Below are 18,435 nucleotides of genomic sequence, written 5' to 3'. Positions count from 1 at the left end.
AACTGCCCGTCGATTTACGGGTGTTGATCTGAAAATCCTGGGCGTGGCGGCCTGGCTTCGCGGTTGGTGACATGTCGTCCGACTCGCGTCAGGGCTATGTCCTGTGCACAGGGAACGGCCGTACCGGCAGTGCGCGCACGAGGTTCGCGAGCCTGTGGACAAAGTTATCCACAGGGCTCGCGGATCCTTGGAGATCGCGGGATCTTCGAGCCATGAACAAGCACCACGAACCCACAGGTCCCTCTGCCGCCCAGGAACAGATCACCCTGCGTGGTCCCGCCGAACTCGCCGACGCCCTCCCCTACTTGCTGGGTTTCCATCCGACCGACTCGGTCGTGATGGTCGCGCTGCAGGGGCGCCGGGGCCGCTTCGGAGGACGGCTCAGGCTCGGTATTCCGCACGCGCCGCAGGAGTGGCAGCCCGTTGCCGAGCAGCTCGCCGACGGCCTCGTCACCGGCAGCGAGCAGCGAGGGCCCCGGCCCGAGGGCATCATCGTCTTCCTGTGCCAGGACCCGGAGCCCGGGGAGACGCCCGCGGACGTCATGGAGCGGCTGCGCCCCTTCGCCCAGCACCTGCGTACGGCCTGCGGTTCCCGGGACGTTCCCGTTCCGGAAGCGCTGTGCATCTCCGGCGGCAGGTTCTTCTCGTACTGCTGCCCGGACGCGCGCTGCTGCCCACCGGACGGGACACCGCTGGTCCTGCCCGGGACCTCGGTGATGGCCGCGGCTGCCGCGTACGCGGGCATCCAGGTGCGCGGCTCACTGCGCGAAATGGAAGCCAGGCTGTCCCCGTGGCAGCCGCCGCGCACCGGGGCGCAGGAGAAGGCCCTGGACGAAGCGGCCGGCGCTCTCGTGCCGCGGATTCTCGCCGGAGCCGATCGTGAACAGGTCGGCGACGAGACGCTGGATGCGGCCCGGCGGCTCGTCCGGCGCATCGAACAGACGCCACAGGCCCCGGACTGGCCACAGGCCGACGCGGCGGACGACGCGCTCATCACGGACGAGGAGGCCGCCGTGATCCTTCTGGGGCTGCAGGACCGCACGACCCGGGACCGGGCCGCCGAGTGGATGGAGGGACCTGCGGCCGGATCTGTGCTGCGGCTGTGGCGTGCTCTGTCGCGGCGCTGTGTCGGCCCGTACGCCGAGTACGGTGCGGCGCCACTCACCCTCGCGGGATGGGTGGCCTGGTCGACAGGGGACGAGCCCGGTGCGCGGGTGGCCCTCGGGCACGCCCTGCGGCTCGACCCGGATTACACCTTTGCCCGGCTGCTTCACCAGGCGTGCAACGAAGGCCTCGACCCGGAGGCGCTGCGGCACTGCCTGCGTCAGGAACGGAGCAGCCGGGTGGCGCCCCGGAAGCCCTCCGCTGCGGGCAGCAGGCGCAAACCTCCGAAGCCGCCCGGCAGCCGCCAGGACACACCGTGCGGAACGGACCGCCCCGGGGCCGCCGTGGCGCGCACGGACGCACGGCGTCGTAGCGGGCAGCGCGGCGGCACGAGGAACAGGCAATGACGGCGGGGACGGTGAAGAAGGCTGCCCGACGCCTCCCGTTGGGGTCGTCGGGCAGGGCGGACGAGGCAGGAATCGAAGAACACTTCGGATACCGAAGGGCGTGTTTATCGTCAGGGAGACGACTATGATCACGCCATGTCGCCCTACGACCCGTCGGCCTTTCCGCCCTTCGCTGTCACCGTCGATCTGGTCGTGCTCACGGTGCGCCGTCATGCGCTGTGCGCGCTGGCCGTACGCCGTGGAGAAGCACCCTTCCAGGGCCGGTGGGCACTGCCCGGTGGCTTCGTCAAGACGGACGAGGATCTCGGCGCCGCGGCGGCGCGTGAACTGGCGGAGGAGACGGGGCTGTCCGCCCTTGGTCCGTCGACTCCGGCCCCGGTTCCTGGCAGCGGCGCCCACCTCGAACAGCTCGGCACCTACGGCGACCCCGACCGTGACCCCCGGATGCGGGTCGTCAGCGTGGCTCACCTGGCGCTCGCCCCCGATCTGCCCGCGCCCAGGGCCGGCGGTGACGCTCATAGCGCACGGTGGGCACCGGTCGAGGTGCTCCTCGGTCAGGAGAGCGGCATCGTGGGGGCAGGCGAACCGCCGGCCCCGCTCGCGTTCGACCATGCGCGGATCCTGGCGGACGGGGTGGAGCGGGCCCGCTCCAAGATCGAGTACTCCTCGCTGGCCACGGCCTTCTGCCCGCAGGAATTCACGGTCGGTGAGCTGCGCCGGGTGTACGAGGCGGTGTGGGGTGTAGTCCTCGACCCCCGCAATTTTCATCGCAAAGTGACCGGAACTCCCGGTTTCCTGGTGCCTTCCGGCGGCACCACGACCCGACAGGGCGGGCGCCCCGCGCAGCTGTTCCGGGCCGGGGCCGCAACGCTGCTCAACCCTCCGATGCTTCGTCCGGAGGTCTGAGAACCTCTGCGATCCTGCACGAAAAGTCGTAAATGTCGCGTTATCTTGCTGCGGTAGCCGCCTCTGCCGCCAGGCGGTCCCGCTACCCGCGAGAGAAGCGATGCTCCAGGCCACCGGACTCACCAGCACCCCCCGTCGGGATCTGCCTCCCGCCGTGGATGATCTGACCTTCGAAGCCGGATCCGGACACGTCACAGCACTCCTTGGTGCCCCGGGTTCCGGCAAGACCACGGCCCTGCGGCTCATGCTCGAACTGGACCAGGGGCGTGGCATCACGTACTTCCGCGGTCTGCCTCTGCACTGCATCGCCCACCCCGCGCGCGAGGTGGGGGCGCTCCTCGGTGATGTGCCGGGCCATCCCGCCCGTACCGTCCGTGGCCAGCTCCGAATGCTCTGCGCCGTCGCCGGGGTGCCCGCGTCCCGTGCCGACGAACTGCTGGAGATCGTGGACCTCGGCGATCTGGGCAAACAGCGGATCGGCGCGCTCTCCCTGGGGATGGACCGCAGGCTCGGTCTCGCCGCGGCCCTGCTGGCCGATCCGCACACCCTTCTCCTCGACGAACCCGCCGAAGGGCTCTCGCCGGGTGACAGCACCTGGATGTACGGGCTGCTCCGCGCCCACGCCGCCCAGGGCGGAACTGTCCTGTACACCACCAGCGACCCCAGAACGGCGGCCCGGACGGCTGATCACGTCGTCACCATCGAGGACGGGCGACTCGTGGCGGATCAGGACGGCGCGGAGTTCGCCCGTACCCGGCTCCGCCCACGCGTCGCCGTGCGTACGCCCCACACGGCCCGCCTGGCCGGGCTGCTGGGCCGTGAAGCCCGCGAGAGGCAGCGTTCCGTGGAGGTCGTCGCCGAGAGCGGCAGTCGGCTCTCCGTCTACGGCAGCAGCTGTGCGGAAATCGGCGAGACCGCATTCCGGCACGGCGTCCTGATCCACCAGCTCGCCGACGAGACCGGCGACATGGGGCCGGCGCCGCGGCCCGAGCCTCCGAGTTCCGCGACAACTGCCCCTGAACCAGCGCTGCCAGAGACCTCCTTGCCCGAAACGCCCGCCCCTGAGGTCTCTCTGCTCGCAGCGCTCCCTCCGCTCGTGGAACCGGAACCGCAGCCGCTGATCGCTCCCCGGCCCGCCCGGGGCCCGTCGAGACCCCTGCGCTACGAACTGCGCCGGCTCTTCGGCGTGCGGACCGCTCTGCTGGTGACGGGCGCGGCCCTTGCCCTGTCGGTGGCTGTGGCGGTGCTGCTCGCCCGCGCCACCGAGACCTCGCTTCCTCATCTGCTGGTGGCCTGGCCCGATCAGCTGCCCCTTCCCCCCACCGCCTTCGGCGCCGGACTGCTCGGCGCGCTCGCCTTCGGCGACGAATACCGCTACCCCGCGCTCGCCGCAGGCCGGGGCGGAGTGCCCCGCCGTATCGGCCTGCTCGTCGCCAAACTCACCGTGTCGGCGGTGACCGCTCTGCTGCTCGCTCTGCTCACGGTCGTGGCCGATGCCGGAGTACTCCGCCTCGTCTACGGCGGGGAATTGAGCCATGTTCCGTCCGGCTGGCCTCACCTGGCTGCGAGTTGGGCCGGATTGACCGTGGGATGCGCCTGGGCGGGGCTGCTCGGCGCCGGCGTCTTCAGGAGCACGACCGCAGGCCTTGCCGCCGTGCTGTCGGTCCCGGTCGCCGTCGTGCCGTTGCTGCGGGCGGCGGTGTCGGGACCGGCCGCACGTTCGGTCGCCGGATTCCCCGCCAGGCTGCGCGAACTGGCATGGCTGGAGTGGCCGCACGAGGTCGACCGCTGGCTGATGGCGATTCTGCGACTGCTGGCGCAGCCCGTCGGGGCTGCCCTCACGCTGTCGCTCTCGGCCCTGCTCTGCGCGTATCTGTTCACCGGCCTTCGTGGCAGGGCCCGTTGGTGAGCATCTCGGACCCTGTCTTGGCCGACCTGCGCGCAACTCCTCGCAGAATGCCCGCTTCTTTCCGATAAGGCGTCAATTACGAGGAGGTCGGTGATCACCCTTTCGTGTGCTTTTCACCAAAGACCTCAAGGGGGACCTGGGGCACGCCGACAAAGGATGCGTGACTACCCTTGCGCACTCCATGATGACCACCTCCCGCACCCCCGAGTCCGGCCTCGCGGGCCCTGGTGAACTCGACCGCTTTCCGTACGCAGAGACGCCCGGCGCAGGCCGTGCCGGAGCCCCGGCCTGGGGCGGCGGTGACGCCGAGCTGGGCCGGGTGGGGCGGCGCACGACGGGCAGCCGTGGCCGCGGCCTGCACGGGCAACTCGTTCAGCAGCTCGGTCAGATGATTGTCTCCGGCGATCTCGGCGCCGACCGCCCGCTGGTTCCCGAGGAGATCGGGCAGCGCTTCGAGGTCTCACGCACGGTCGTGCGGGAGTCCCTGCGCGTCCTTGAGGCCAAGGGGCTGGTCAGTGCCCGTCCCAATGTCGGTACTCGGGTCCGTCCGGTCAGTGACTGGAACCTGCTGGACCCGGACATCATCGAGTGGCGGGCCTTCGGCCCGCAGCGCGAGGACCAGCGCCGTGAGCTGAGTGAGCTGCGCTGGACGATCGAGCCGCTGGCCGCCCGTCTTGCCGCCGGGCACGGACGTGAGGACGTGCAGCAGCGTCTCGCGGACATGGTCGAGATCATGAGTCATGCTCTCGCCCAGGGGGACTCGATCACCTTCTCCCGCGCCGACGCCGAGTTTCACGCCCTGCTCATCCAGCTCGCGGGCAACCGCATGCTGGAGCACCTCTCCGGCATCGTCTCGGGGGCGCTTCAGGTCTCCGGCGGACCGGTCACCGGCTGTGACCGTCCCACCGAGATCTCCCTCGTGCATCACGCGCGCATCGTGGACGCGCTCGCCGCGGACGACCCCCAGGCCGCCGAGGCGGCCATGCGTCAACTGCTCACCGTCCACCCGGAGGTGGAGCGCGTCGTTCCCGCGCCGCGGGTGCACTGATCGCGCGGTGTCGGCCGGGGTGCGCGTCCGCTGCTTTGGGCCGCCGGAATCCCGGGGAGTCCGGCGACGTGATTGTGGGTAAACGTCCCTTATGGCGGATCGCGTCGCAAATGGGGTGTGACTCGGGCCACGCGAATTGGGCGTAACACTCCTCGAAGCCACGCGATGACCTAAGAGGTGGTAGCCGAAGAGGGAATGCGAGCGTCGTTGACGGCGCTGTACAGCTCCGAGGCTCAGCCCGCGCCGTCGGTACATCCCCAGCCGGCGGTCGTCGGCTCCAGGCCCGTCAAGGGCGGAGTCGGAAGCCGTTTCCATCGTTTCGAGAGGTTGTTCGTGTCGGCCAGCACATCCCGTACTCTCCCGCCGGAGATCGCCGAGTCCGAGTCTGTCATGGCGCTCATCGAGCGGGGAAAGGCTGATGGGCAGATCGCCGGCGACGACGTGCGCCGGGCCTTCGAGGCTGACCAGATTCCGGCCACCCAGTGGAAGAACGTTCTGCGCAGCCTCAACCAGATCCTCGAGGAAGAGGGTGTGACTCTGATGGTCAGTGCCGCGGAGTCGCCCAAGCGCCCCCGCAAGAGCGTCGCAGCGAAGAGCCCGGTGAAGCGCACCGCGACCAGGACCGTCGCGGTCAAGACGACCGCGGCGAAGACCGTGGCGGCCACTGCGGCCCCTTCGGCCGACAGCGTGGACGCCGTGGCTGACGACGCCGAGCCCGCGAAGAAGGCTGCCGCCAAGAAGGTAGCGGCCAAGAAGACCGCCACGAAGAAGACGGCGGCCAAGAAGACGGCCAAGAAGACCGCCTCCAAGAAGGATGCCGACGACCTCCACGACGGTGACGAGGCCGCCGAGGAGACCCCGGCGGCCAAGGCCGGCGAAGAGGAGGAAGAGGGCGGCGAGGCCAAGGGCTTCGTCCTCTCCGACGACGACGAGGACGACGCGCCCGCGCAGCAGGTCGCCGTCGCCGGTGCCACCGCAGACCCGGTCAAGGACTATCTGAAGCAGATCGGCAAGGTCCCGCTCCTCAACGCGGAGCAGGAGGTGGAGCTCGCCAAGCGCATCGAGGCGGGGCTGTTCGCCGAGGACAAGCTGGCCAACTCCGACAAGCTCGCGCCGAAGCTGAAGCGCGAGCTGGAGATCATCGCCGAGGACGGCCGCCGGGCCAAGAACCACCTCCTGGAGGCCAACCTCCGCCTGGTCGTCTCGCTCGCCAAGCGCTACACGGGCCGCGGCATGCTCTTCCTGGACCTGATCCAGGAGGGCAACCTCGGTCTCATCCGCGCAGTCGAGAAGTTCGACTACACCAAGGGCTACAAGTTCTCCACGTACGCCACCTGGTGGATCCGTCAGGCGATCACCCGCGCCATGGCTGACCAGGCCCGCACCATCCGTATCCCGGTGCACATGGTCGAGGTCATCAACAAGCTCGCGCGCGTCCAGCGCCAGATGCTCCAGGACCTGGGCCGTGAGCCCACCCCGGAGGAGCTGGCCAAGGAGCTCGACATGACCCCCGAGAAGGTCATCGAGGTCCAGAAGTACGGCCGTGAGCCGATCTCGCTCCACACTCCTCTGGGTGAGGACGGCGACAGCGAGTTCGGTGACCTCATCGAGGACTCCGAGGCGGTCGTTCCGGCCGACGCGGTCAGCTTCACGCTCCTCCAGGAGCAGCTGCACTCGGTCCTGGACACGCTGTCCGAGCGGGAGGCCGGCGTGGTCTCCATGCGGTTCGGCCTCACCGACGGTCAGCCGAAGACGCTCGACGAGATCGGCAAGGTCTACGGCGTGACGCGTGAGCGCATCCGCCAGATCGAGTCGAAGACCATGTCGAAGCTGCGTCACCCGTCGCGTTCGCAGGTCCTGCGCGACTACCTCGACTGAGCCGTCACGGCTGAGTTCTGCAGCGGGCCCGGATCTCTCCGGTACGAGAGATCCGGGCCCGTTGTGTATGCACGAGTGGATGCGGGCGGCGACAGGCTGGTTGACTCCGGGTGAGGAGAATTCACCGGAGAGTCAGGAAGCTGTATGCGTCGTCCTATCGTCCGAGCGCGGGTCGGGGTGGTGACGCTGGCCGCGGCAGCGGTGCCGTCGGCCGCGCCGGCGTCTGCCGCCACTGCTGTGATCGGCGGTCACGCCGTGTCCGTCGTCGAGAGCCCCTGGGCGGTGGCTGTGTCCAGCCGTCAACGGTTCGGGGGAGACAGGGCGGGCCAGTTCTGCGGGGGAGTGGTGGTGGCCCCGCGCGAGGTGGTCACGGCCGCCCACTGTCTGAGCAGCGAAGTGCTCGGCACTCGGTTGAGCCAGGTGCATGATCTGAAGGTCATTGCAGGCCGCAGCGATCTGCGGACATCTGCCGGCCGTGAGATCGGGGTGAGCTCCACATGGATCGACCCCCGCCACGACCCGGTCAGCAATGCCGGTGACCTGGCGGTGCTGACCCTGTCGAGGGCGCTGCCCGGATCGGATGCGATCAGGATGGCCGACCCGGGCGATCCCGCGGAGCGGCCGGGCACCGACGCCACCGTTTACGGATGGGGTGACGTGGCGGGCACGGGGAGCTACCCCGCGGTGCTGCGTGCGACCCAGGTCTCGGTTCTGCCTGACGCGCGGTGCGCATCGGCGTACCCCGGGTCGTCGAGCGGGACGTTTCAGGCGGCGACCATGCTGTGCGCCGGGGAGACTCGGGGTGGGCACGACGCCTGCCAGGGCGACAGCGGGGGTCCGCTGGTTGCCCGCGGGCGACTCATCGGCCTGGTCTCGTGGGGGGCGGGCTGTGGCCGCGCGAAGAGCCCCGGGGTCTACACCCGGATGTCGGCCATGGCTGCAGCTGTCGCCGACCACGGCTGACCCGGGAAAGTCCCGGAACGAGCCCGGTTCGGGGCATGAGAACGGGCGGCCTCTCCTGTGGATACAGGCCGGGCCGCCCGTCGACCGGACTGCGACCGGTCCCTGGCTCGTCGTGGTTGCGAGGTGTCAGCGGTCCTCTTCTTCGGAATGTGCCGGCACAGCCGTGAGGCGGTCCGTCTCATCCTGTATGTCCGCGGCGATCTTCTTGAGTTCTGGCTCGAACTTGCGACCGTGGTGGGCGCAGAAGAGCAGTTCGCCGCCGCTGGTGAGGACAACGCGCAGGTATGCCTGGGCGCCGCATCGGTCGCAGCGGTCAGCGGCCGTCAGCGGGCTCGCGGGGGTCAGAACAGTAGTCACGTCGCCTCTTCTCTAGCTCGACGAGCTGTCGTACCAGGGTCAACATCCAACCAGGCCGAAAACGTTCCCGCTCGTGGCTTTTCCTTGAAAATTTTTGTCAAGGTGGCTGTCTGTCGCCGGTTGGCGGCGAATAGGCCGTATTGCGGTGGCTTTACGGTTTCGCGTTGCTTGTCTTCGTTTTGATCCTCCCGGCTGGCTGCCGGTTGTTGATGAGGACGTGCCCGGAGCCTAAATGGTTCATGCGTGGAAGGGAACGTGATGTGTGCTTCACTCCAACGAGCGATCGAACAGGTGTACGGTGCCGGTTTGAGTCCGGACGTCTTCTAGGGTGGCGTAACAACGCCTCTACCAGGGCTCGGTACCCTCTGACGGGCGACCGACGCCTGGCCTGTACCCACTGGGCCCCAAAATAAATTCAGCGAGGAGCGAACCGCGTGACCGCCGATACGTCCGTGCCGTCCACTGCGCTGCTGAGTGGAGCAGACCGTGATGGCTCCAACTACACCGCGCGGCACCTGCTCGTACTCGAAGGGCTCGAAGCGGTCCGTAAGCGGCCCGGTATGTACATCGGGTCCACCGACAGCCGCGGCCTGATGCACTGCCTCTGGGAGATCATCGACAACTCGGTCGACGAAGCTCTCGGCGGCTACTGCGACCACATCGATGTGATTCTCCACGAGGACGGCTCCGTCGAGGTCCGGGACAACGGGCGCGGCATTCCGGTCGACGTCGAGCCCAAGACCGGACTGTCCGGCGTCGAGGTCGTGATGACCAAGCTGCATGCGGGCGGCAAGTTCGGGGGTGGCTCGTACGCCGCCTCCGGAGGCCTGCACGGTGTCGGCGCCTCCGTCGTCAACGCGCTCTCGGCCCGGCTGGACGTCGAGGTCGACCGGAACAGTGCCACGCACTCCATCAGCTTCCGCCGGGGCGTCCCCGGCATGTTCACCGAGGCGGGCCCCGACAGCCCCTTCGACCCGGCCAACGGCCTGCGCAAGGCCAAGCGGGTACCCAAGACGAGGACCGGCACCCGCGTCCGCTACTGGGCCGACCGCCAGATCTTCCTCAAGGACGCCAAGCTCTCTCTGGACCACCTGTACCAGCGGGCCCGCCAGACGGCCTTCCTCGTTCCGGGGCTGACCCTCGTGGTGCGGGACGAGCGCGGTCTGGACGGTGCGGGGAAGACGGAGGAAACCTTCCGCTTCGACGGCGGGATCAGCGAATTCTGTGAGTACCTCGCACAGGACAAGGCCGTCTGCGACGTCCAGCGGCTGACCGGCCATGGCACGTTCAAGGAGACCGTCCCGGTCCTCGACGACCGGGGCCACATGACGCCCACCGAGGTCACCCGCGATCTCGGCGTGGACATCGCGCTGCGCTGGGGCACCGGCTACGAAACGACCGTCAAGTCGTTCGTCAACATCATCGCGACGCCCAAGGGCGGCACCCATGTGTCCGGCTTCGAGCGCTCCCTCACCAAGACCGTCAACGAGGTGCTGCGCTCGGCCAAGCTCCTGCGCGTCGCCGAGGACGATGTCGTCAAGGACGACGCGCTGGAAGGGCTGACCGCGGTGGTGACCGTGCGGCTCGCGGAGCCCCAGTTCGAGGGGCAGACCAAGGAGGTACTCGGCACCTCCGCGGCCAACCGGATCGTCGCGAACGTGGTGGCCAAGGAGCTCAAGGCGTTCCTGACCTCCACCAAGCGTGACGCCAAGGCCCAGGCCCGTGCGGTGCTGGAGAAGGCCGTCGCAGCCGCCCGTACGCGGATCGCGGCCCGTCAGCACAAGGATGCGCAGCGCCGCAAGACCGCGTTGGAGTCCTCCTCGCTGCCGGCCAAGCTCGCCGACTGCCGCAGCGACGACGTCGGGCGGAGCGAGCTCTTCATCGTGGAGGGAGACTCCGCGCTCGGTACGGCCAAGCTCGCCCGGAACTCCGAATTCCAGGCGCTGCTGCCGATTCGGGGCAAGATCCTCAACGTTCAGAAGTCGTCCGTCTCGGACATGCTGAAGAACGCCGAGTGCGGGGCCATCATCCAGGTCATAGGAGCCGGGTCGGGACGGACCTTCGACATCGATGCGGCGCGCTACGGAAAGATCGTCCTGCTCGTCGACGCGGATGTGGACGGCGCGCACATCCGATGTCTGCTCCTCACGCTCTTCCAGCGCTACATGCGGCCGATGGTGGAGGCGGGACGGGTCTTCGCGGCCGTGCCGCCCCTGCACCGCATCGAGCTGGTCCAGCCCAAGAAGGGGCAGGACAAGTACGTCTACACGTACTCGGACAACGAGCTCCGGCAGAAGCTCCTGGAGTTCCAGCGCAAGAACGTCCGGATCAAGGACTCCATCCAGCGGTACAAGGGGCTGGGCGAGATGGACGCCGACCAGCTGGCGGAGACCACGATGGATCCCCGGTTCCGGACGCTGCGGAGGATCAACATCGGTGACCTCGACTCGTCGGAGCAGGTCTTCGATCTGCTGATGGGCAACGAGGTGGCCCCCCGCAAGGAGTTCATCACCAGCTCCGCGGCGACGCTGGACCGCTCGCGCATCGACGCCTGAGCCGGGGATCTCGCGGCTCCATTCCTGCGGCTCCACCCACGGGTGGAGCCGCAAGATCCACCCTCGCTCCACCCCTGCTCCGATCTGCTGACCCGTGCTTCTCCGTAGCGTCGAAGGCCTACTCCTTCCCCGCTCACCGGAGGCATTCATGTCAGCGTCCACGCTCACCGACGTCGTGGTGATCGTCGCGGTCGTCGCACTGGTGCTCGCGCGACAGTTCCGGCCGCAGAGGATCGGCCGCGACAGGCGGTGGTGGCTTCTGCCCGCGGTACTGGTTTTTGTCTCTCTGCGCCAGCACGGGCTGCTCGACGTGCATCACCGCACCGCGTCCGTCGCGCTGATAGCCGGAGAGCTGCTGGCAGGTCTGGTGATGGGGGCCGGCTGGGCCTGGACCACCAAGGTCTGGAGCGAGGCCGACGGCACCGTCTGGGCCAGGGGCACCAAGGCCACGGCCGCCGTCTGGGTGGTGGGACTGCTGGTGCGGTTCGGGGTCGCGGGTATCGGTGCGATGGCCGGGGTGCGACTGGGCACCGGAGCGATGCTTCTCGCGCTGGCGTCCTCCCTGCTCGTACGGTCCGGAGTGCTGGCGTGGCGGGCCGGGCAGATACACCCGACGTACCGTGTTTCTGCCGCAGGATCGCCCGGACAGGGATGGAAGGACCGCGTATGACGCTCGCTGTCTGGACGACCTGGCCCTCCCGGGAGGCGCTCACCCGGGCCGACCGGACCCGCGCACGCCGTGCGTTCGGCTGGGGTGTGCGGCTCGTCGTTCTGGGGGCACTGATGTGGAGCCCCTTCGCGAGGATCGGCACCCATGGGTGGGTCCTGGCTGCCGCTGTGGCCTCCATCGCGGGCTGCGCCGTCGTCGCCCGGGGTTTCTTCCGGACCAGTCTGGAACACCGGCTGTGGCCCTCTGTGGGGCTCCTCGTGGTGCTGATGGGCGCGGCCGTCCTGGGGCATGCGGCCGGGTTCCCGATCCCGGCCGCGGTGCTCTGGTGCGGGTGCGCCGTCACCGCTCTGGAGCGGCTGCCGCTCGCGGCGGCGCTGCCCTGCACCGCGACCGCGCTGGCCGCTTACGCGCTGGTGAGCGACGACCAGCGGCTGACGATCACGATCACCACGGTGGGCCTGGCGCTCGCCGGATACGTCCTGCGGCTCGACGCCGAGGCCCGGGGCAGTGCCCAGCGGCTGCTCACGCAGGAACGGGCGGCCCTGGCCGCCGAGGCGGAGACCGCCGCGCTGGCCGAGCGGTCCCGGATCGCCCGCGAGATCCATGACGTGCTCGCCCACAGCCTCTCCGCGCAGATGGTGCACCTGGAGGCCGCCCGACTGCTGATCGAACGGGACGCCGGACGGGAGCAGATCCTGGAGCGCGTGGTCGCCGCGCGCGGAATGGCGCGTGAGGGGCTGGCCGAGACCCGGCAGGCGCTCTCGGCGCTGCGTGGGGAGATGACGCCGGTGGAGGAGTTTCTGCAGGAGGTGGTAGGCGGCGCCCGGCTGGCGGTTGCGGGGAGACGCAGGCCTCTGCCCGCTGAAGCGTCCCAGGCCGTTCGGCGGGTGGCGCAGGAGGCGATGACGAATGTGCGCAAGCATGCGCCGGGCGCCGAGGTCTCCGTACGGCTGGAGTATCTGGCCGACGAAATCACCCTGGAAGTAAGGGACTCGGGGGCCCGGGTGCTGGGTGGCGAGCTCGCTGTCAGTGGCTCGGGTTACGGTCTGGTGGGAATGCGGGAGCGCGCCGAACTGCTCGGCGGGACTCTTGAGGCCGGACCCGACGAGGAGGGCTTCTTGGTACGGCTGAAGGTGCCGGCATGACGGCTCGGGTGGTGGTCGCCGACGACCAGTCCGTTGTGCGCGAGGGCATCGTGATGCTGCTGGGGCTGTTGCCGGGGATCGAGGTGATCGGTGCGGCGAAGGACGGTGTGGAAGCGGTCGCGCTGGTGGCCGAACTCGCCCCCGACGTGGTGCTGATGGACCTGCGGATGCCTCGTTGCGACGGAGTGGAGGCGACCCGTCGTATCCGTGCGGAACACCCGTCCACCCAGGTCGTGGTGCTCACGACGTTCGCGGACGACGACTCGCTCTTCCTCGCGCTGCAGGCCGGAGCCCGTGGATTCCTGACCAAGGACGCCGGCGGGGACGAGATCGTGCGGGCCATCGAGGACGTGATGGCGGGCCAGGCCGGGCTCTCGCCCAGCGTGCAGCGGCTGCTCGTCGAGAGGGTCACCTCCCAGGCCCCCGCACCGGCCGTGGTGGATCTGCCCGACGGGCTCACCCGGCGCGAGGCCGAGATCCTGGCGCTCATCGCGGAGGGACTCTCCAACCCGGAGATCTCCCGTGCACTGCACATCTCCACGGCCACGGTGAAGACGCACATCAACAACCTCTTCGCCAAGACCGGGGTGCGCGACCGTGCGCAGGCGATGCGGTACGCCTATCAGCAGGGACTCGCACTGCCACCGGGCACATCCATCACCTAATGGGGTGAAGAGGGGGCGATAAGGGTTCGGAGACTCCTTCACGTACCCATCCTTGGGCACGCGGCTGCAGCGGTCGCGCACAGGGAGAGGGTGTTCGGTGGAGAAGGACGACGGGCTCGACGCCGCTGAGGTGCGGTTGGACGACCCCTGGCAGGACGCGTTGGCCGCAGGCTGGGGCGAGTTGGACGGTACGGGCGCTCCTGCGCCCGTACCCGCGCAGGCAGTCCCCGGATGCAGCCGCAGTGCGGCCGACATCTATCTGGACGTGCAGAGCAGCGCCGCCTTCCAGGAAGTACGCAGCCGCTACCGGAGGTTCGTCGTTCCCGCGGTGTGCGGCTTCTTCGTCTGGTACGTGGCGTATGTCGTCCTGGCCACGACCGCACCCGGGTTCATGGCGCGTCCGGTCGCCGGAGCGGTGAACGTGGCGATGGTGGCGGGACTCGGACAGTTCCTCTCCACGTTCGTACTGACCTGGGCCTACGCCCGTCACGCTCGGCTTCGCAGAGACCGGGCGGCGCTCCATCTCCGTTGGGACACACAGGAATTGACGCGAGGGATCAACCGTTGAGCAGCCATTCGATCACCACACAGCACCAGACTCTGGCGCTGCTGCTGTTCAGCGCCTTCATCGCCGTCACGCTCGCGATCACCACCTGGGTGAGCCGCAACCGGCACGGTTCCGCCGAGGAGTTCTATGTCGGCGGACGGCTGTTCTCCCCCATGGAGAACGGCTTCGCCATCGCGGGTGACTACATGTCGGCGGCCTCCTTCCTCGGCATCTCCGGACTGATCGCGCTCTTCGGCTACGACGGCATGCTCTACTCCGTCGGCTTCCTGGTCGCCTGGCTGGTCGTTCTGCTCCTGGTGGCCGAACTGGTCCGGAACTGCGGGAGGTTCACCCTTGCCGATGTCGTCGCGGCCCGGATGAGTGAGCATCCCGTCCGCATCGCGGTGGGATCCTCGTCCGTCACCGTGTCCGTGCTCTATCTGGTCGCGCAGATGGTCGGCGCCGGAAGCCTGGTCTCGCTCCTGCTCGGCGGGAACAGCGGAGCGGCCCAGGCCTGGACGGTGATCGGCGTCGGGGCGCTGATGGTCGTCTATGTGACCCTCGGCGGCATGCGGGCGACCACCTGGATCCAGATCGTGAAGGCCGTTCTGCTGATGGCGGGTTCGATCCTGCTCACGGTGCTGGTCCTGGTGCGCTTCCACGGCGACGTCAATTCGCTGCTCAACTCCGCCGCCCACCGCAGCGGTCACGGTATGCGGTTCCTGGGGCCGGGCCTGAAATACGGCGGGGACTGGACCTCGCGCATCGACTTCATCAGCCTCGGGCTCGCGCTCGTCCTCGGCACGGCCGGCCTGCCGCACATCCTGTCGCGCTTCTACACCGTGCCCACCGCACGCGCCGCCCGCCGCTCGGTCGTCTGGTCCATCGGACTCATCGGCAGCTTCTACCTGATGACGATCGTGCTCGGCTTCGGCGCCGCGGCACTGGTCGGTTCCGACGAGGTGCGGGCGTCGAATCCGGCAGGGAACACCGCCGTACCCCTGCTCGCGCTGGAGGTCGGCGGTGGATCCGGCTCCACCGGCGGGGCCGTGCTCTTCGCCGTGGTCGCGGCCGTCGCCTTCGCCACCATCCTCGCCGTCGTCGCCGGGATCACGCTCGCCTCGTCGGCCTCCGTCGCCCACGACCTCTACGCGACGCTCAAGCGCCGGAGCACCCGCCAGCGCAGTGAGGTCGCTGTCGCACGCGTGGCGGCGGCGGGTATCGGCGCCGTCGCGATCGGCCTCAGTCTGCTGGCGAAGGACCTGAACGTCGCCTTCCTGGTCGGTCTGGCCTTCGCCGTCGCCGCATCGGCCAATCTTCCCGTCCTGCTCTACTCGCTGTTCTGGCGGAACTTCACCACGCGCGGCGCGGTCTGGTCGGTGTACGGCGGGCTGATCCCCGCGGTGATCCTGGTGCTGCTGTCGCCCGTTGTCTCCGGCAGCCCCACATCGCTCTTCCCGGATGCGGACTTCCAGTTCTTCCCGCTGGAGAACCCGGGGCTGGTGTCCATCCCGCTCGGCTTCCTCGCGGGCTGGATCGGTACGGTCACCTCGTCCGAACCGCCGGACGCGGCCCGGCACGCGGAGACGGAGGTGCGGTCACTGACCGGCGCCGGGGCCGTCTGATCCGGGTACGGCCCAGGCATAGCGGTGCTCGGGCCGCCCCGTGTCGCCGTACTTGAGCGTCAGCCGGAGCCGGCCGGTCTGTTCCAGCTGGCGCAGATAGCGCTGCGCGGTGGAGCGGCTCAGTCCGGTTCTGGCGGCCACCTGATGGGCCGACAGCGGTTCGTGCGCGCCCGTCAGTACCTCGCGGATCAGATCGGACGTCGGCACGGAGTGCCCGCTGGGCAGCCCGGAGGAGGCGGCGGGGCCGGTGGTGCGCAGCGCGCTGAAGATCCGGTCGACCTGCTCCTGACCCGCGGACCGGCCGCTGCCGCCGACCCGGCTCACCGTGCGGCGCAGCGCCGCGTAGCTGTCCAGCCGGGAGCGCAGCACGGAAAAAGTGAACGGCTTGACCAGGTAGTGCAGGGCACCGTGCCGCATGGCGGACTGCACGGTCGTCACGTCGCCGGCCGCGGTCACCATGATCACGTCGGTATGGTGGCCGAGCTGCCGCATACGGCGGACCAGCGAGAGCCCTGTCTCGTCCGGCAGGTAGTGGTCGAGCAGCACCAGGTCGATCCGCTCGCGCTCCAGCGTGGCCATCGCCTGGGCGGCGCTGTGCGCACGGGCGGCGACGTGGAATCCGGGAACCTTCCCCACGTACGCCGCGTTGATCTCAGCGACACGGAAGTCGTCATCGACCACCAGTACATCAATCATCGGGCCGCTCTCTGTTGAAACCGGTCGGCACCCCACGTGTGCCGGTCGGTGCAAGACCGACCGGCAATTGGGCGGTCGGTCCAAGGCGTTGTTGCAACCACGTAGTTGTAGCGCGCGCAAAACGAGCACAACAGTCTCTTGCAGGCAGAAGACTGCCTTGCGCGCACAAGACTGCCGCTGTGGTGTGTGCCACATCTACGGTCCCGCTTCATGAGCACAGACAAGAGCCCCGCCATTGAGCTGCGGGGCGCCAGCAAGGTGTTCCGCACCCCGTCGGGGGTGCCGCACACCGCCGTGCGGGAGCTGGATCTTACCGTCGGCCGGGGCGAGTTCGTCGCCGTCGTCGGCCCCACGGGCTGCGGCAAGTCCACCACGCTGACCCTGGTCAGCGGTCTGGAGGAGCCCACCGAGGGCGAGGTGCTGGTCGGCGGCGAGCCGGTCCGCGGCATCGGTGACAAGGTCGGATTCGTCTTCCAGCAGGACGCGGTCTTCCCCTGGCGGACCGTCCTGTCCAACGTCATGGCGGGCCCGCGCTTCCGCGGCGTACCGAAGGCCGAGGCGAAGGAGAAGGCCCGGGAGTGGCTGGCCCGGGTGGGGCTGGCCTCCTTCGAGGACCGTTACCCGGACCAGCTCTCCGGCGGCCAGCGCAAGCGGGTCGCGCTGGCCGCGACCTTCGTCAACGACCCCGAGATCCTGCTCATGGACGAGCCGTTCTCGGCGCTCGACGTGCAGACCCGGGCGCTGATGTCCGACGAACTGCTCGAACTGTGGGCGGGCACCGGCGCCTCGGTCGTCTTCGTCACCCACGACCTGGAGGAGTCCATCGCGCTCGCTGACCGGGTGGTCGTGATGACGGCCGGCCCGGCGACCGTCAAGCAGGTCTTCGAGATCGATCTGCCCCGGCCGCGCAAGGTCGAAGCGGTCCGGCTGGAGCCCCGGTTCGTCGAGATCTACCGGGAGATCTGGTCCTCGCTCGGCGAGGAAGTCCGCATCACCCGTGAGCGAGGTGCCGTCGATGCCGCCTGAGACAGAGCCGGCGACGGACGCCGCCGCCCGTACCACCACCCCGGACACGCCTGCCGACGCCACCGGAACCGCCGTCGCGCTCGACAAGCGGACGGGACGGACCCAGGAGCGTCAGCGCGCCGCGCGCAACCGTCGGGTCCTCGTGTACGCGAGCCGGATGCTGTTGCTCGTCGCGATCGTCGGACTGTGGGAGGTCCTGGCCCGCGCCAAGATCATCGACCCGTTCAACTTCTCGATGCCGTCGAAGATCTGGGACCAGATCCGCCAGTGGTCGCTGCACGGCACCGCCCAGGGATCCCTCTGGGAGCAGATCTGGTACACGATGTACGAGGCGCTGCTGGGCTGGGTCATCGGTGTGATCGCCGGTGTGGTCCTCGGTATCACCCTCGGCCGGATCCGTTTCCTCTCCGACGTGCTCGGCCCGTACATCAAGGTTCTCAACGCCATTCCGCGCATCGTGCTCGCGCCGATCTTCCTCATCTGGTTCGGGCTCGGCCCGGCGTCGAAGGTCGCCTCGGCGGTCGTGCTGGTCTTCTTCCCGGTCTTCTTCAACGCCTTCCAGGGATCCAAGGAAGTCAACCGGAACCTGGTCGCCAACGCCCGGATCCTGGGCGCCAGCAACCGGCGGGTCACCTTCCAGGTCGTCATCCCCTCGGCCACCTCCTGGATCTTCACGAGCCTCCATGTCAGCTTCGGCTTCGCCCTCATCGGCGCGATCGTCGGCGAGTACATCGGCGCCACCAAGGGCCTCGGGCTCCTGGTCTCCGTCTCCCAGAACACCTTCAACGCGGCCGGTGTGTACGCGGCGATGGCGATCCTCGCGGTCGTGGCGCTGATCACCGAAGGGCTGCTCACCTTCGCCGAACGGCGGTTGTTCAAGTGGCGGCCCGTCGAGGCCGACGCCGAGCGCTGACGGCTGCGCTTCCGGCTTTCT

Annotated in this window: 16 protein-coding genes; 14 read left to right on the top strand and 2 right to left on the bottom strand. The window is 69.0% G+C overall.

What is annotated here, in order from left to right; all coding sequences use genetic code 11:
• Positions 1 to 212: 212 nt before the first annotated feature.
• The 6 genes from NBY69_RS28840 to NBY69_RS28815 all read left to right on the top strand — a co-directional run bounded on the left by NBY69_RS28840 (position 213) and on the right by NBY69_RS28815 (position 8,215).
• Entirely contained in the window at positions 213 to 1,511 is a 1,299-nt protein-coding gene (locus NBY69_RS28840) for a DUF4192 domain-containing protein (protein WP_266640435.1), read from the top strand.
• 135 nt (positions 1,512 to 1,646) lie between these two features.
• The gene (locus NBY69_RS28835) at positions 1,647 to 2,417 is read left to right on the top strand and encodes an NUDIX domain-containing protein (RefSeq protein ID WP_250304817.1); all 771 of its coding nucleotides are present in this window, start codon (positions 1,647 to 1,649) and stop codon (positions 2,415 to 2,417) included.
• A gap of 100 nt (positions 2,418 to 2,517) precedes the next feature.
• Positions 2,518 to 4,326 (top strand): ATP-binding cassette domain-containing protein, encoded by a 1,809-nt coding sequence (locus NBY69_RS28830; protein WP_250304816.1) that lies wholly within the window; start codon positions 2,518 to 2,520, stop codon positions 4,324 to 4,326.
• Between the two features lie 160 nt (positions 4,327 to 4,486).
• The gene (locus NBY69_RS28825) at positions 4,487 to 5,374 is read left to right on the top strand and encodes a FadR/GntR family transcriptional regulator (protein WP_250304815.1); all 888 of its coding nucleotides are present in this window, start codon (positions 4,487 to 4,489) and stop codon (positions 5,372 to 5,374) included.
• Between the two features lie 333 nt (positions 5,375 to 5,707).
• The gene (locus NBY69_RS28820; protein WP_250304814.1) at positions 5,708 to 7,252 is read left to right on the top strand and encodes an RNA polymerase sigma factor; all 1,545 of its coding nucleotides are present in this window, start codon (positions 5,708 to 5,710) and stop codon (positions 7,250 to 7,252) included.
• 144 nt (positions 7,253 to 7,396) lie between these two features.
• Positions 7,397 to 8,215, top strand: a complete 819-nt coding sequence (locus NBY69_RS28815) for a trypsin-like serine protease (RefSeq protein ID WP_250304813.1) — start codon at positions 7,397 to 7,399, stop codon at positions 8,213 to 8,215.
• 126 nt (positions 8,216 to 8,341) lie between these two features.
• On the opposite strand, the gene NBY69_RS28810 is transcribed toward NBY69_RS28815, so the two are convergent.
• The gene (locus NBY69_RS28810; protein ID WP_250304812.1) at positions 8,342 to 8,572 is read right to left on the bottom strand and encodes a hypothetical protein; all 231 of its coding nucleotides are present in this window, start codon (positions 8,570 to 8,572) and stop codon (positions 8,342 to 8,344) included.
• A 434-nt stretch (positions 8,573 to 9,006) separates the two neighbouring features.
• Between NBY69_RS28810 and NBY69_RS28805 the strand changes: the two genes are divergently transcribed.
• The 6 genes from NBY69_RS28805 (at position 9,007) to NBY69_RS28780 (ending at position 15,779) form a co-directional block, all read left to right on the top strand.
• Entirely contained in the window at positions 9,007 to 11,127 is a 2,121-nt protein-coding gene (locus tag NBY69_RS28805) for a type IIA DNA topoisomerase subunit B (RefSeq protein ID WP_250304811.1), read from the top strand.
• 148 nt (positions 11,128 to 11,275) lie between these two features.
• Positions 11,276 to 11,797: a DUF1453 domain-containing protein gene (locus tag NBY69_RS28800; protein ID WP_250304810.1), complete on the top strand. Its 522-nt coding sequence runs from the start codon at positions 11,276 to 11,278 to the stop codon at positions 11,795 to 11,797.
• Positions 11,794 to 12,942, top strand: a complete 1,149-nt coding sequence (locus NBY69_RS28795) for a sensor histidine kinase (protein ID WP_250304809.1) — start codon at positions 11,794 to 11,796, stop codon at positions 12,940 to 12,942. The genes NBY69_RS28800 and NBY69_RS28795 overlap by 4 nt, the downstream gene beginning before the upstream one ends.
• Positions 12,939 to 13,607 (top strand): response regulator transcription factor, encoded by a 669-nt coding sequence (locus tag NBY69_RS28790; RefSeq protein WP_250304808.1) that lies wholly within the window; start codon positions 12,939 to 12,941, stop codon positions 13,605 to 13,607. The genes NBY69_RS28795 and NBY69_RS28790 overlap by 4 nt, the downstream gene beginning before the upstream one ends.
• Before the next feature lie 97 nt (positions 13,608 to 13,704).
• On the top strand, positions 13,705 to 14,175 hold the full coding sequence (locus tag NBY69_RS28785) for a DUF485 domain-containing protein (protein ID WP_250304807.1): 471 nt from the start codon (positions 13,705 to 13,707) through the stop codon (positions 14,173 to 14,175).
• 11 nt (positions 14,176 to 14,186) lie between these two features.
• Positions 14,187 to 15,779 (top strand): cation acetate symporter, encoded by a 1,593-nt coding sequence (locus NBY69_RS28780; protein ID WP_250304850.1) that lies wholly within the window; start codon positions 14,187 to 14,189, stop codon positions 15,777 to 15,779.
• On the opposite strand, the gene NBY69_RS28775 is transcribed toward NBY69_RS28780, so the two are convergent.
• The gene (locus NBY69_RS28775; protein WP_250304806.1) at positions 15,753 to 16,475 is read right to left on the bottom strand and encodes a response regulator; all 723 of its coding nucleotides are present in this window, start codon (positions 16,473 to 16,475) and stop codon (positions 15,753 to 15,755) included. The two genes, NBY69_RS28780 and NBY69_RS28775, sit on opposite strands and share 27 nt — an antisense overlap.
• A gap of 210 nt (positions 16,476 to 16,685) precedes the next feature.
• Here NBY69_RS28775 and NBY69_RS28770 point away from each other — a divergent pair, with 210 nt between their 5' ends.
• The gene (locus tag NBY69_RS28770; protein ID WP_250304805.1) at positions 16,686 to 17,501 is read left to right on the top strand and encodes an ABC transporter ATP-binding protein; all 816 of its coding nucleotides are present in this window, start codon (positions 16,686 to 16,688) and stop codon (positions 17,499 to 17,501) included.
• Complete coding sequence (locus tag NBY69_RS28765; RefSeq protein WP_250304804.1) at positions 17,491 to 18,414, top strand: ABC transporter permease; 924 nt, start codon at positions 17,491 to 17,493, stop codon at positions 18,412 to 18,414. The genes NBY69_RS28770 and NBY69_RS28765 overlap by 11 nt, the downstream gene beginning before the upstream one ends.
• Positions 18,415 to 18,435 lie beyond the last annotated feature (21 nt).

Source organism: Streptomyces sp. A 4/2 (assembly GCF_940670765.1).
Lineage (GTDB): Bacteria > Actinomycetota > Actinomycetes > Streptomycetales > Streptomycetaceae > Streptomyces.
The sequence above is the reverse complement of the archived record's forward strand: the minus strand, read 5'-3'. Positions and strand labels throughout refer to the sequence as shown.

What these genes read in the sequence shown, in the direction of transcription:
- NBY69_RS28775 (WP_250304806.1), bottom strand. Translation starts at nt 16,475, where the DNA reads ATGATTGATGTACTGGTGGTCGATGACGACTTCCGTGTCGCTGAGATC.
- NBY69_RS28815 (WP_250304813.1), top strand. Translation starts at nt 7,397, where the DNA reads ATGCGTCGTCCTATCGTCCGAGCGCGGGTCGGGGTGGTGACGCTGGCC.
- NBY69_RS28835 (WP_250304817.1), top strand. Translation starts at nt 1,647, where the DNA reads ATGTCGCCCTACGACCCGTCGGCCTTTCCGCCCTTCGCTGTCACCGTC.
- NBY69_RS28790 (WP_250304808.1), top strand. Translation starts at nt 12,939, where the DNA reads ATGACGGCTCGGGTGGTGGTCGCCGACGACCAGTCCGTTGTGCGCGAG.
- NBY69_RS28795 (WP_250304809.1), top strand. Translation starts at nt 11,794, where the DNA reads ATGACGCTCGCTGTCTGGACGACCTGGCCCTCCCGGGAGGCGCTCACC.
- NBY69_RS28840 (WP_266640435.1), top strand. Translation starts at nt 213, where the DNA reads ATGAACAAGCACCACGAACCCACAGGTCCCTCTGCCGCCCAGGAACAG.
- NBY69_RS28765 (WP_250304804.1), top strand. Translation starts at nt 17,491, where the DNA reads ATGCCGCCTGAGACAGAGCCGGCGACGGACGCCGCCGCCCGTACCACC.
- NBY69_RS28830 (WP_250304816.1), top strand. Translation starts at nt 2,518, where the DNA reads ATGCTCCAGGCCACCGGACTCACCAGCACCCCCCGTCGGGATCTGCCT.
- NBY69_RS28770 (WP_250304805.1), top strand. Translation starts at nt 16,686, where the DNA reads ATGAGCACAGACAAGAGCCCCGCCATTGAGCTGCGGGGCGCCAGCAAG.
- NBY69_RS28800 (WP_250304810.1), top strand. Translation starts at nt 11,276, where the DNA reads ATGTCAGCGTCCACGCTCACCGACGTCGTGGTGATCGTCGCGGTCGTC.